Genomic DNA, 13,946 nt, shown 5'->3' on the forward strand with positions numbered 1-13,946 from the left:
AAAGATTTCCTATGGCGGAAACTGAAAATCGCCCATCAAACTTTATTCGCAACATTATTGATGCGGATCTTGCCAGTGGCAAACATGCGTCTACGCACACACGTTTTCCACCTGAGCCAAATGGCTTTTTGCATATTGGTCATGCAAAATCAATTTGCTTAAATTTTGGTATTGCCCAAGATTATCAAGGTAAGTGTAACCTACGTTTTGATGATACCAATCCAGAAAAAGAAGACATCAACTACGTTAAATCTATTCAAGAGGATGTTCAGTGGCTTGGCTTTGAGTGGGATGGTGAGATTTGTTATTCATCAAACTATTTCGACAAGTTGTACAGCTACGCCGTAGAGCTAATTGAAAACGGTAAAGCGTATGTTTGTTTTTTATCTCCCGAGCAAGCGCGTGAATATCGTGGAACGTTAACTGAGCCGGGCAAAAATAGCCCTTATCGTGATACGTCACCGGAAGAAAACTTAGCCTTATTTGAAAAAATGAGAAATGGCGAGTTTAAAGAGGGTGAATGTGTACTGCGCGCTAAAATTGACATGACAAGCTCATTCATGGTGCTTCGCGATCCGATTATTTACCGTGTACGTTTTGCCCACCACCATCAAACTGGTGATAAGTGGTGCATTTATCCAATGTATGACTTTACGCACTGTATTTCCGATGCGCTTGAAGGGATCACGCATTCACTATGCACACTAGAATTCCAAGATAACCGCCGTTTGTACGACTGGGTATTGGATAATATCAGCATCGAGTGTCACCCGCAGCAAATTGAGTTTTCTCGCTTAAACCTCGAATATACAGTAATGTCAAAGCGTAAGCTTAATGATCTAGTTGTAAATAATCATGTTGAAGGGTGGGATGACCCACGTATGCCGACGATTGCAGGTCTTCGTCGTCGTGGTTATACACCTGCCGCTATTCGTGAATTTTGTAAGCGCATTGGTGTAACCAAAATGGACAACATGGTTGAAATGGGTATGCTTGAAGCGTGTATTCGTGACGACCTAAACGAAAATGCACCACGTGCTATGGCGGTACTTGACCCTGTTAAGTTAGTGATTGAAAATTTTGACGCAGATAAAGTTGAAATGCTTCGAGCGCCTAATCATCCTACATTAGAGATGGGCGAGCGTGAGTTGCCGTTTACGCGCGAAATCTATATTGAACAAGAAGATTTCCGCGTAGAAGCGAATAAAAAGTTCAAACGTTTGGTGCTAGGTAAAGAAGTACGTCTTCGTAACGCTTATGTGATTAAAGCTGAGCGTATTGAAGAAGACGAAAACGGTAATATTACGACAATTTACTGTAGCTATGACCCTGATACTTTAGGTAAAAACCCGGAAGATGGTCGCAAGGTGAAAGGCGTAATTCACTGGGTATCTGCTTCACATTGTATCGAAGCGCCAGTGCGTCAGTATGACCGTTTGTTTACGGTACCAAACCCAGCTGCAGCTGATGATTTTACGGAAGTATTAAACCCAGACTCTTTGGTGACTATTGCTAATGCTAAACTAGAGCCTGCACTTGCAAACGCAAAACCAGAGCAAGGTTATCAGTTTGAGCGCTTAGGTTACTTCTGCCGTGACAATAAGTCAGAAGCGCTGATGTTTAACCAAACTGTTGGTCTGCGTGATTCGTGGGCTAAGATAGAACAGCAAGGTTAACTCTTGATGAGGTCGACTTATGTCGGCCTTTTTTATAGCCTTTTCGTTATCCGATATTATGTCTGAAAAATCCATCCAGCACTTTTATATCAATGAGCAACAGTCTATTTATCTACTGTCTCATATTGACGCAAAAAAACACCGTCAGTGGCTTAATATTTGTAAAAAGCAACTGAGTCTACTTGGCTATAAAAACGTTGAGGTGATTGGATCTGGTGCATTTGGTTTTGTATTCGCAGGTACAAGTGATATTGGCAAGGAGTGGGTGTTTAAATTTTCTCGGATCACACTTGCCCAAAGTGTTCGCGATAGGCTTGAAGACGAAGGTTACATGTTGTCGCAACTTGACAATCCAATGATCCCTAAGTTTTATGCGTTTGAGCGAGCAAAAAAGCAAGGTATTTTAATGATGGAGCGTGCGCCAGGAGAAGATTTAGAGAAAATCTCGCTCAGGAAAGGCCGCTTTCAAGCGCATGAATTAGTAAGTCTTGCTTTGAAACTGAGAAACGTATTGGTTGACCTACGTGAGCGCCGCAATGGCATGTCTCCTCAGCCTATTGTACACGGAGATATAAAACCATCTAATATTGTCTGGGATGAGGCGACAGATAATTTCTCCTTAGTTGATTGGGGTAGCTCGGTTTATGCGCAAGTCGATATTTTCGGTGAGCCTATCGCGAGTAATATTATGGACTTGATGTCATCTGATGTGAGCACAACCAATGCTAGGATGGGAGATGTTTATTTTATTGGTGATGAGCAAATGTCAGGGGCGCAGTCTTCGCCACGCTTTGATGAGCAAGGAGTAGCATCAACAATTTATGCGCTGGCAAGTGCACAATCATGTCGGTTTGGCGCAAAGGTACTCCCAGCCAGCGCTCTGGGGCTTCCCAAGGTATTTGCCCAAGTGCTGGATGGCATGCTTAGCAAAGACAAAGCAACGAGAGACAGTGCAGGGGATTACTTTGTGCGTAACATGCCTGCAATGGCGAAAATGTATCTGCCAGAGTTAATCCTTTCAGAAAAAAAATCTCGCATCCCATTTTGGACACATGAGACTGAAGTAAAGCCAGAAACGGTAGTATATAGCTCCCGAAAGCAGTTTTTACGCCGTGCTGACGATAAGCACAATCTAAGAGATGTAAATGATGCGCAGCTCGACAGATACTATAAAGAGTTTTTATTTGATACCGGCGACACCGAGAAAGCGTTTTTGGCGTCTATCAGCCGTTTGGCAAAATATCCTGTAGTAGGTGGCTTGAGTTTTCACTGGAAAGATACTCAAGTATTTGTCGAGTCAAGCCTGATTTTACACGATGAAACATTGAATCTGGCATTTAAAGACGCGTTGAACGCCGCCGTAATGATTGCACAGGGGATAAAACAAAAAGGTTTGTTTAAATGCTGCTTGTTCGACGCGCGTCAAACTATTCAATTGACTCGTGACGGCACTAGTGCTTTTCAATTTGAACAACTTCCTGAGCTCGAATATAGTGTCAGTGACATATCAAGTAATGAAATTACACGGCCACACTCCTATTTTGAAGACGGTAAAGACCCTGATGAGCAGCTTCAGCTTCCAAAACAGATCATCCAATGTGTGTTCGAACTCAATCAAATTCACCATACTGGTTGCATCATTTTTGAATCTTTACAAGATAGGATGAAAATTCACTATTACTACCGACTACTTGACGCCAATAAAGAAGCACAGTTTAAATCGTTATTGACTCGGATCATGCAGTACGCTGTTAGCATTCAAGATTATGGTGTAGCGGGCTTTATGAAGCTTCCTTACAAGAACACACGTGAGTTTGACTTATGCGAGCGCCAACCTGATAGCTTTTTTCCAAAAAACCCAAAAGCATTTATGTCATCAAGCGTGTGATACTAATTGGTATAGTTAAACGAACTGATGCTACACGTTATACCAATTAGACTTAATACTTGCTCAATTTGAAGGAGTAAATCTGACGCTAACAGGTCGCGTTAGCGGAGTTATCGACAAGGTTTTCTCGCCTCAATATAGACCACTCAATTAAGATAATTGGTATTAATTTCCTCTACACAAGAAAATCAATTTTGAATACAAAAAAGCCAGCTTAACGCTGGCCTATTGCTTAAAGAGGCAAAAGATTTGGTTAATTACCATTTTCTTCTGCGTATTTCTTACAAGCTTCTTTATCTTCACATTCACCATATAAATAAAGTGAGTGGTTGGTAAGTTTAATACCATTATCGCTGGCAATTTCTTCTTGTCTTGTTTCGATGACGTCATCTTCAAACTCAACAACTTTGCCGCATTTTAAACATACCAAATGGTCATGGTGTGTGCTACCAGAAAGTTCGAATACAGATTTACCGCCTTCAAAGTGGTGGCGTGTGACAATCCCAGCATCATCAAATTGGTTTAATACTCGATATACTGTAGCGAGTCCAATTTCTTCACCTTTATCTAAAAGGATTTTATATACATCCTCTGCACTGATATGTTGATTATCAGGAGATTGAAGGATTTCTAAAATCTTGATACGTGGCAGTGTTACTTTTAAACCAGCCTTTTTAAGCTCTAAGTTGTGATCAGTCATTAAATCTGTCTCAATCTGTTGGTTATAATTTGTCTTAGGTCAATATTCACGACGCTAAACCTAAGAATAACTTGCTAGGGCAACAAGTGCAAAGCAAATGGATTAATCTTCCAACTCGCTTAGGCACATTTCATCGTATACTTGCGCACACCATTGTTTAACACGCTGCTCTGTCAACTCAGGCTGACGATCTTCATCAATACCAAGGCCAACAAATTTACCGTCTTCTACAACAGCTTTAGATGCTTCAAAATCGTAGCCGTCAGTTGACCAATGGCCAATCACAATAGCGCCACGCTCGGAAACGATGTCGTTGATCATACCCATTGCATCAAGGAAGTACTCGGCATAATCTTCCTGATCACCACAACCGAAGATAGCGACTAGCTTACCTTCAAAATCAATTTCTTCTAACTCAGGGAAAAAGTCATCCCAATCACACTGTGCTTCACCGTAGTACCAAGTCGGGATCCCAAAAAGGAGTAAATCAAATTCAGCAATTTCCTCTTTACTGCTCTTTGCAATGTCCTTTACGTCTACCAGTTTTTTGCCCAGCTCTTTTTGAATCATTTTAGCAACGTGTTCAGTGTTACCAGTATCGCTGCCGAAAAAAATACCTACGCTTGCCATTAATTGCTTACCTTCTATCTATTAACCGCTAACTTTTCTTGTAAGATGGTCTCTATGAGTGCACTTCGACTAATGTTTTGCGACTCAGCCATATCACTTAGCGCTTGATATAACTCTGATGAAACCTTAAATTCTACTCTTTTTAGACCACGAGCACGATCTCTTTTTATTTGATTGCGCTTGTTAACCTTTAACTGCACTTCTCGAGGAAGCGGGTTTGTCTTCGGACGCCCGGGACGTTTTTCATTTTCAAATAAGTCAATGGTCGTTCTATCTGTCTCCGCTTTGGCCATTATCCCACACCTGCGCCTTGCCAAAATACTTGGATCAGACCTTTAGCGATAAAACCTGAACAGCCTAGAAACAGTACGAGCCATACAATATAACGTCCGAACTTTGGTACATCGCCTTTTTTCAGTACGTCTTGAATTGCCATACCGATGAAAAAGAATATACCTGCTAGCGCAAACCATAGCCCTAGCGTTTCAAATTCATTTATAAATTGACTGACCATCTGAGCTCTACTCAATATTTAAACGGCGGCTACTATATCACAATCTACATGCATAAATTAAGTTTATAACGGCAAATCGATTTGTTTTATTGAATAAAATCAATAATTGAACGATTTACCGCATCTGGTTTTTCTGCATGTAGCCAGTGGCCTGCACCTTGTATTATTTTTGCTCGGGCGTTAGGAAAGAGACGCGCGATGCTATCTTTATGTTCTGGAAGGATATAATCTGAATTATTCCCTTTGATAAACAAAGTATCGCACAAACAAGAATGAGATTCATTAATGTTGTCTGTTATTGTGTCGTACTTTTCGGTAATTACATCTAAATTAAAGCGCCATGCAAGCTGTCCAGCTTCATTTTTAGCTAAGCTTTTGAGCAAGAACTGACGTACGCCTGGGGTGTCTATATAGGTAGACATAATGCCATCTGCTTCGCTGCGGCTAGATACTTGGCGTTGTTGTACTTCATTTAATGCGGCAATAATTGCATCATGTCGAGAGTGATAAGCTACAGGGGCGATGTCTAAAACAACCAATTTATCAACTTGCTCAGCAAATAACTGTGCAAACTGCATGGCGACTTTTCCCCCCATAGAGTGACCAACGAGGTGGACTTTGTCTAGCTTTAACTCGTCAAGCAGTATTTTGATGTCATTGGCCATCACAGGATAGGACATATCAGCATCGTGAAATGACCGGCCATGATTTCGCAAATCGACATTGATCACATTAAAATTCGATGCGAGTGCTCTTGCGACGACGTTTAAATTTTCAAGGGACCCAAACAGCCCATGTATAATGATAACGGCAGGGTTTGTTGCGTCACCAGTTTGTTGGTAGTTTACCAGCATGCTTCCTCCAAATTTGCGGGTAATTGTGACATTGAAGAGGAAAAATGCAAAGCCATAGAGTAATAAGCTAAATTTGGATATACTACGTGACAATTGAAATGAGTTGCTCCTAATTAGCATAGATGACAGGAAACGCATGAAAAAGATAGAAATAGATGACGAGCTATATCAATACATTGCAAGTAATACTCAAAGTATTGGAGAAAGTGCTTCGCAAATCTTACGTCGTTTATTAAAACTTAATTCTGGGACAGAATCCAAACCCAACTTACAGCAGGAAGAAGAGCAGGCTCAAACAGCAGAAAAAGAGGCTCAACCAAAAGTGCAAAGCCAGCCTGCAAAACCAGCTGCAAATGTCTTTAATATTCTAAATAAAGAAGAATTAGCGATGCAAAAGGGAGTTGTAGGGCGCTTTTTATTTATACTTTCAGCGCTACATCGCACCCACAAATCTGAGTTTAACAACGTGCTCGAAATTAAAGGTCGAGATCGGATTTATTTTGCAACCAGTAAAGAGGCTTTGCTTGAAAGCGGCAGCAGTATGAATCCAAAAAATATTGTTGATAGTGAATACTGGGTAATGACAAACTCGAATACAACGAGAAAGAAAATGATGCTTCATGAAGTAGCTAAGGTGTTAGGTTACACAGATGAAGCTGCCGAAAAAATCAGAGACTACCTATAAGTAAGGAAATCTTATGGCGATCCATCCGCAAGCAGGTAAGAAGGTAACGCAAGAGCAGTTAGTTAATATTCCTAAGCTGGTTTCTTCATACTATTTGAATGAACCTGATTTAGAAATACATCCGGAGCATTGTGTTGCTTTTGGCACCAGTGGCCACCGAGGTTGTTCACTTCATTTCAAATTTAATGAGTCACACATTCTAGCCGTGACTCAAGCTATTTGTGACTTCCGTAAAAATAACAATATCTTTGGCCCACTGTTTTTAGGTAAAGACACACATGCTTTATCGGAAGCTGCTTTTAATTCGGCTATCGAAGTGTTAGTGGCAAATGAAGTGCAGGTGATCACGCAAGAAAATGATGATTATACCCCGACTCCTGTTATCAGCCATGCAATTGTATCGCACAACTTAACACACCCTCATGAGCTTGCTGATGGTATTGTCGTGACGCCATCACATAATCCGCCAGAAGATGGAGGCTTTAAGTACAATCCACCGAATGGTGGCCCAGCAGACACCGATGTCACAAAGTGGATTGAAGATAGAGCAAATCAATTATTACAAGAAGACCTGGTTGAAGTAGAGTTATTTCCGTTTGCAAAGGCCAAGCGTTCAGGGTTTATAAAATATGAAGATTTGATCACCCCCTATGTTGCGGACTTAGGCAATATTATTGATATGGAGGCGATAGCCAAGGCAGGAGTCAATATAGGTGTAGATCCACTTGGCGGCTCAGGCATTAATTTTTGGCCGGTGATTGCTAAGCACTACGGGTTGAATCTTAGCGTAGTAAATAATGTAGTTGACCCCAGTTTCGCATTTATGCCTCTTGATAAAGACGGCAAAGTGCGTATGGACTGCTCATCACCCTATGCGATGGCCAATTTGATAGCGTTAAAAGATGACTATGATATTGGTATTGGTAACGATCCAGACTTCGACAGGCATGGTATTGTCACGCCAGATGGTCTGATGAACCCAAACCACTTTTTAGCGGTGGCAATTGATTATCTGATCAAGCACAGAACTTGGAATAGCTCGATAAAAATTGGCAAAACTTTGGTATCTAGCGCCATGATTGACAAAGTGTGTGGTGCAAATGGTCGTGAAGTTTACGAAGTGCCTGTTGGGTTTAAGTGGTTTGTAAGTGGGCTTGCAACAGGGGAACTAGCGTTTGGTGGTGAAGAGAGTGCAGGCGCTGCTTTTCTGAGAAAAGATGGTACTACTTGGTGTACAGACAAAGATGGCTTTATCATGGGGTTACTCGCGGCGGAAATTTTAGCCGTAACCGGAAAATCACCATCTGAGCATTATTTGGCATTTGAGCAAGCATTTGGCGCGCCGGTGTATAAGCGCATTGATGCACCAGCGAGCAGTGAGCAAAAAGCAAAGTTAAAGGGATTGAGCGCAGATAACATCAAAGCAGATACGTTAGCAGGTGATAAGATTACTCAGGTGTTAACTAATGCACCTGGTAATGGTGCTGCGATTGGTGGTCTAAAAGTCGTCACCGAAAACGGCTGGTTTGCGGCGCGGCCATCGGGCACTGAAGATATTTACAAGATTTATCTTGAATCATTTAAAGGTGATTCACACCTTGCTGAGTTGGAGCAAGCGGCAAAAGCGCTTGTGGATTCGGTAATTAGTTAATAATAAAACTTCTAAAGCCATACATTTTGTATGGCTTTTTTGTATCCCAGTAAGGGCTACTCAACAAGATCAATTTGGAATTATGACGTACTTAGCAGAATTAAAACAAAACGGTGACTTTCTTACACTCACAAGAAATAACGAATTTACTCTAGAACCTGTCAGTTTCACATTAAACAATGGCACCTTAGTTGAAGTGCTCGATACCGGTGTGATCCAGTTTACTCCAGTGGGTGAAACGACAAAAGACATCGTACTGTCTAGCGCTGTGCACGGAAACGAAACAGCACCGATAGAGATATGTGACGAGCTTATCCAACATATTATCACTGGTAAGCTGACGTTAGCGCAGCGTGTGCTGTTTATTTTCGGTAACCCGAAATCCATAAACATTGGCCAGCGCTTTGTCGATGAGAATTTAAACCGCTTATTTAACGGCGCACATAATCAAGAAATAGATAACCCCGAAAAGGTTAGAGCGCAAAAACTAGAGGGATACGTTCGAGCCTTCTTTGAAAAAGGTGGAAGCGAGCGCTACCGATGTCATTACGATCTTCATACTGCTATTCGGGGTTCGAAAAACGAAAAGTTTGCAGTATACCCCTTCTTACATGGTAAGCCGTGGAAGAAATCACAGCTGCAATTTTTATTGTCATGCGGTGTCAACACCGTGTTAATGATGCGCTCGGCGGCAACGACATTTAGTTACTTTTCTTCTTACCAGTTTGGGGCCGACGCATTTACCATCGAACTTGGGCAGGTAAAACCATTTGGTGAAAATAATATGGCGAGCTTTGCAAAAACCAAAGAAACGCTAAAAGCATTAATTAGCCAAAAAAATGTAGAATATAAAGAATTTAATGCAGATGAGTTTGAGTTATTTATGGTACACCGTACTATCAATCGGACACAGCCTGAATTTTCTTTCCCATTCTCTGATTCTGCGGTGAATTTTACTGGATTTGCGAAAGGCGAACTATTGGCTACTGACGGAGATCAACAATACTTTGCAGAGGTCGACGGTGAGGCAATTATCTTCCCTAATGCCAATGTTGCACTGGGTCAACGTGCATTATTAACGGTAGTACCATTAGAAGTGGATGAAAACTTTATATAAATCAATAATGTAAAAATAAGCCTTCCATCGTATCGAAATCTTTCCAAAAACATTGATGTATTTTGGCGGTTATTCATCTAGGATTAGTTGAATAACCGTTTACGTTAACGTAAAGTTGAATAGCTTTAATTTAATTTACTTACTTAAATCGCAAATATTATTCAGTCTTTGATAAGTTGTTAGACCAGTTACTCACGCTAACCACAAAAGTCATTAAGACCAATTAACACAATCATAAATGCGAGGTGAGTTATGGCTCTTTTCGTCTTACATCAGCTGTACTCTGGTTGTATGTGAGGGGGCAGGGGTTGAGCTCAGTAAGTTTGTTATGACAACAAGAGAAGGTAGGTTATGACTAACCCCAATAATATATCCTTAAATATCAGCCATGCGCTGGAATTTATAGATGGTCATGCACTCAATATCCCTACATTAAAGATTTTAAGTGACCAAGGCGATGTTTTAGACGGTGCAACAGCACCAGAAATTGATAAAGAAACGGCATTAAGAATATATTCCACAATGCGTTTTATTCGTTTACTTGACGAGCGTATGCAAGGTGCTCAGCGTCAAGGGCGTATTAGCTTCTATATGCAGTGTCTTGGCGAAGAAGCAGCCGTTACGGCAAGTGCCGCAGCGCTAAAAGAAGATGACATGATCATGGCTCAATACCGTGAACAAGCCGCAATCCATTATCGTGGTTTTTCATTAGAAGAGTTCATGAATCAGCTATTCTCCAATGAGAAAGATTTAGGTAAAGGTCGTCAAATGCCTGTGCACTACGGATCCAAGGCATTGCATTATTTGACAATCTCATCGCCTTTAGGTACCCAGATCCCGCAGGCTACCGGTTATGCTTATGGCCAAAAGCTGAAGCATATTGATAAAGAGACCGGGGAGTTAACGTCTGAAATAGAAAACGTTACTATTTGCTACTTTGGCGAAGGAGCCGCGTCTGAAGGTGATTTTCACGCAGGTCTAAATATGGCGGCTGTGCATGGCTCACCCGTCATTTTTTATGCTCGCAACAACGGCTATGCTATCTCCACACCAGCGGATGAACAATTTAAAGGCGACGGTATCGCTGCTCGTGGTGTTGGATATGGAATTAAAACGATTCGAGTAGATGGTGCTGACGCTCTTGCAGTATATGCTGCGACACAAGCCGCGCGTAAAATTGCTGTAGAAAATGGTGAGCCTGTGATGATCGAATCTATCGCATATCGTTTGGGTGCTCATTCTACTTCTGATGATCCTTCTGGTTATCGTACAAAAGATGAAGAAGCTGAGTTTAAAAACAGCTGTCCGGTAAATCGGTTTAAGCAATGGCTCCTAAAGCAAGACTGGCTGGATGAAGCGCAGGATGATCTCGAAAAAGAAAAGATCCGCGAAGATATTCTAGCAGCGTTAAAGGTAGCAGAAAAAGTACAAAAACCTGCGCTAGAAGATTTGGTTTCTGATGTCTATGACACCCCAATTCCATCATTACAAAAACAATATGAAGAATTGAAGGCACATATTAAAACCTATCCTGACGCATATCCAGTTACCGCAGGGAGAATAAAATAATGGCTAAAATGAACATGTTACACGCCATTAATTCGGCGTTAGATATCACCATGGCAGAGCACCTACAGGCTTGTATTTTTGGTGAAGATGTTGGCTACTTTGGCGGTGTATTTCGTGCAACTTCTGGTCTACAAGAAAAGTATGGTAAGCACCGTGTTTTTAATACGCCGTTGACCGAACAAGGTATTTTGGGCTTTGCCAATGGCCTAGCGGCATTTGGTGCTCCTGCACTTGCTGAGATCCAGTTTGCTGATTATATCTTTCCTGCGTTTGATCAGATAGTAAACGAGTCTGCAAAATTCCGTTACCGCTCGGGTAATGAGTTCAATGTAGGTAACCTAACGGTTCGCACGCCATACGGTGGCGGAATTGCAGGTGGCTTATATCACTCACAATCACCAGAAGCTTATTTTGCCCATACACCTGGTCTTAAGATTGTCGTGCCTCGTAACCCTTACCAAGCTAAAGGCTTACTACGTGCTGCGATTAAAGACGATAACCCGGTTATTTTCTTTGAGCCGAAGCGCTTGTATCGAGCGTCTGTTGGTGAAGTACCAGAAGAAGATTACAGCATTGAGCTTGGCAAGGCGGAAGTCATAGAGGAAGGATCGGATATTACGCTTCTTGCTTGGGGTGCGCAAATGGAGATCATCGAACAAGCAGCGCAAAAAGCAGCAGAGGCAGGTATTAGCTGTGAAATAATCGACTTAAGAAGCATTCTTCCTTGGGATGTTGAGACGGTAGCAAAATCAGTAATCAAAACCGGCCGTTTAGTTGTGAGCCACGAAGCGCCAATTACTAATGGTTTTGGTGCAGAAATCGCGGCTACCATTCAAAAAGAGTGTTTTTTACATTTAGAGTCGCCAATTGAGCGGGTTTGTGGATTAGATACGCCATATCCTTTAGCACTGGAAAAAGAATATGTGCCAGATGCACTTAAAGTGTTTGCTGCTATTAAACGTTCTATGGAGTTTTAAGGATAAGTTATGGCTAAAGAATTTATCTTACCCGATATTGGTGAAGGCATTGTAGAGTGCGAAATCGTTGAATGGTTAGTGGCTGTTGGTGACGAGGTAAAAGAAGATCAACCAATTTGCGATGTCATGACTGACAAGGCACTAGTGCAGATCCCAGCGGTACATGATGGTGTGATCACAAAGCTACATTACGAAAAAGGCGAAATTGCGAAAGTGCACGAACCTTTGTTTGCAATGGACGTTGCTGGCGAGCAAACATCACCAGCGGAGCAGTCGGCACCTCAGTCTTCATCAGGCACTTCAACAAACTCAGTATTAGAGGATTTTATTCTACCAGATATTGGTGAGGGAATCGTTGAGTGCGAGATTGTTGAATGGCTTGTCGCCGAGGGCGATGAAATCAAAGAAGACCAAGCCGTTTGCGACGTGATGACGGACAAAGCACTGGTGCAAATCCCTGCAAAATACGACGGTATTGTGGAAAAGTTACATTACCAAAAAGGTGAGATTGCACAGGTACATAGCCCATTATTTCAGATGAGGTTGGCATCATCACATGCTGGAAAATCAGATGATCCAGTGGCGGACATCCACAAGCCCAAAGAAAGCAAAGAGCAATCTGCGACGGTAACTGGTTATGCGACGCGAAGTCTTCCAAAAAATGGTAAAGCGATTGCTTCGCCAGCAGTGCGCCGAAAGGCACGTGAAGTAGGCGTTGACCTGTGTGAAGTGCCCGGTTCTGGTAAAAACGGTCGTGTATACAAAGAGGACATCGAGCATTTCCTTGAGCACGGCGTTAATCTTGATACGGCCAAATCTGAGTCAAGTAAAGCAGCACCAGTTGAAACGCCAAAGCCGCTGTCTACCTCAGAAGGTGGAACAAGAGTTGAACCTCTGCGCGGTATGAAAGCCGCAATGGCAAAACAGATGGTGGCTTCGGTATCGACTATCCCGCACTTTACATATTGTGATGAGATTGATCTGACGGATTTAATTGCACTGCGTGGAACCTTAAAAGAGCAATATGCTAAACAAGGTATCAAGCTGACGATGATGCCATTTTTTATCAAGGCGTTATCACTTGCAATCAACGAGTTCCCTATCTTAAATGCAAAAGTAAATGATGATTGCACCGAAGTAACTTACTTCGATGACCACAATATTGGTATGGCTGTAGATAGTAAACTGGGTTTATTGGTGCCGAATATTAAATCATGCCAAAACAAGTCTATTGTGGACGTCGCCCAATCAGTTACTGAGTTGACTGAGGCGGCTAGGGAAGGGCGAGTATCTCCTGATTCACTTAAAGGCGGTACTATCTCTATCTCTAACATAGGCGCAATTGGTGGTACGGTCGCTACACCTATTATTAATAAACCTGAAGTTGCTATTGTTGCACTTGGTAAGGTTCAGCAGCTACCGCGCTTTGATGCCAAAGGGAATGTGGTTGCACGTTCAATTATGCAGGTAAGTTGGTCTGGTGACCACCGTATTATTGATGGTGGTACAATTGCGCGATTCAATAATTTGTGGAAGTCCTTCCTAGAGGAGCCAGCTAAAATGATGATGGCAATGCGCTGATCTTTGTTTTTGCTAGTTTCTACTTGTTGCAAAGGGTCATTATGACCCTTTTTTATTGGCTATCGGTTGATCATTTGTAGCTCTAGAAAGTATAAACTGTCATC

13 protein-coding genes are annotated in these 13,946 nt (G+C 41.9%); 8 read left to right on the top strand and 5 right to left on the bottom strand.

Annotated features, from left to right (window positions below):
• Window positions 1-11: 11 nt before the first annotated feature.
• Entirely contained in the window at window positions 12-1,676 is a 1,665-nt protein-coding gene (gene glnS, locus HUZ36_RS00295) for a glutamine--tRNA ligase (protein WP_176031706.1), read from the top strand.
• A gap of 58 nt (window positions 1,677-1,734) precedes the next feature.
• Window positions 1,735-3,564 (top strand): protein kinase domain-containing protein, encoded by a 1,830-nt coding sequence (locus HUZ36_RS00300; RefSeq protein ID WP_128729687.1) that lies wholly within the window; start codon window positions 1,735-1,737, stop codon window positions 3,562-3,564.
• A gap of 253 nt (window positions 3,565-3,817) precedes the next feature.
• Here HUZ36_RS00300 and fur read toward each other — a convergent pair whose 3' ends face one another.
• From fur to HUZ36_RS00325, 5 genes are all read right to left on the bottom strand, one after another.
• Window positions 3,818-4,264: a ferric iron uptake transcriptional regulator gene (fur, locus tag HUZ36_RS00305; RefSeq protein WP_125251414.1), complete on the bottom strand. Its 447-nt coding sequence runs from the start codon at window positions 4,262-4,264 to the stop codon at window positions 3,818-3,820.
• 102 nt (window positions 4,265-4,366) lie between these two features.
• A complete protein-coding gene (gene fldA / locus HUZ36_RS00310; RefSeq protein ID WP_125251413.1) occupies window positions 4,367-4,894 on the bottom strand; it encodes a flavodoxin FldA in 528 nt (175 codons plus the stop codon).
• 14 nt (window positions 4,895-4,908) lie between these two features.
• Window positions 4,909-5,187: a LexA regulated protein gene (ybfE, locus tag HUZ36_RS00315; RefSeq protein WP_010372698.1), complete on the bottom strand. Its 279-nt coding sequence runs from the start codon at window positions 5,185-5,187 to the stop codon at window positions 4,909-4,911.
• Window positions 5,187-5,408, bottom strand: coding sequence for a DUF2788 domain-containing protein (locus HUZ36_RS00320; RefSeq protein WP_010372701.1), 222 nt, complete (start codon window positions 5,406-5,408; stop codon window positions 5,187-5,189). The genes ybfE and HUZ36_RS00320 overlap by 1 nt, the downstream gene beginning before the upstream one ends.
• 86 nt (window positions 5,409-5,494) lie before the next feature.
• Window positions 5,495-6,262, bottom strand: coding sequence for an alpha/beta fold hydrolase (locus tag HUZ36_RS00325; RefSeq protein ID WP_176031707.1), 768 nt, complete (start codon window positions 6,260-6,262; stop codon window positions 5,495-5,497).
• A 136-nt stretch (window positions 6,263-6,398) separates the two neighbouring features.
• Here HUZ36_RS00325 and seqA point away from each other — a divergent pair, with 136 nt between their 5' ends.
• The 6 genes from seqA (at window position 6,399) to HUZ36_RS00355 (ending at window position 13,842) form a co-directional block, all read left to right on the top strand.
• A complete protein-coding gene (gene seqA, locus HUZ36_RS00330; protein ID WP_147389689.1) occupies window positions 6,399-6,947 on the top strand; it encodes a replication initiation negative regulator SeqA in 549 nt (182 codons plus the stop codon).
• 13 nt (window positions 6,948-6,960) lie between these two features.
• On the top strand, window positions 6,961-8,598 hold the full coding sequence (gene pgm / locus HUZ36_RS00335) for a phosphoglucomutase (alpha-D-glucose-1,6-bisphosphate-dependent) (RefSeq protein WP_147389691.1): 1,638 nt from the start codon (window positions 6,961-6,963) through the stop codon (window positions 8,596-8,598).
• 82 nt (window positions 8,599-8,680) lie between these two features.
• The gene (astE, locus tag HUZ36_RS00340; RefSeq protein ID WP_176031708.1) at window positions 8,681-9,715 is read left to right on the top strand and encodes a succinylglutamate desuccinylase; all 1,035 of its coding nucleotides are present in this window, start codon (window positions 8,681-8,683) and stop codon (window positions 9,713-9,715) included.
• A gap of 351 nt (window positions 9,716-10,066) precedes the next feature.
• Entirely contained in the window at window positions 10,067-11,284 is a 1,218-nt protein-coding gene (locus tag HUZ36_RS00345; RefSeq protein ID WP_125251408.1) for a thiamine pyrophosphate-dependent dehydrogenase E1 component subunit alpha, read from the top strand.
• Window positions 11,284-12,261 (top strand): transketolase C-terminal domain-containing protein, encoded by a 978-nt coding sequence (locus HUZ36_RS00350; RefSeq protein WP_176031709.1) that lies wholly within the window; start codon window positions 11,284-11,286, stop codon window positions 12,259-12,261. The genes HUZ36_RS00345 and HUZ36_RS00350 overlap by 1 nt, the downstream gene beginning before the upstream one ends.
• Window positions 12,262-12,270: 9 nt before the next feature.
• Window positions 12,271-13,842, top strand: coding sequence for a dihydrolipoyllysine-residue acetyltransferase (locus HUZ36_RS00355; protein ID WP_176031710.1), 1,572 nt, complete (start codon window positions 12,271-12,273; stop codon window positions 13,840-13,842).
• Window positions 13,843-13,946: the final 104 nt, after the last annotated feature.

Origin of the sequence: Pseudoalteromonas sp. McH1-7 (assembly GCF_013366255.1) — a bacterium.
Classification (GTDB): Bacteria; Pseudomonadota; Gammaproteobacteria; order Enterobacterales; family Alteromonadaceae; genus Pseudoalteromonas; species Pseudoalteromonas peptidolytica.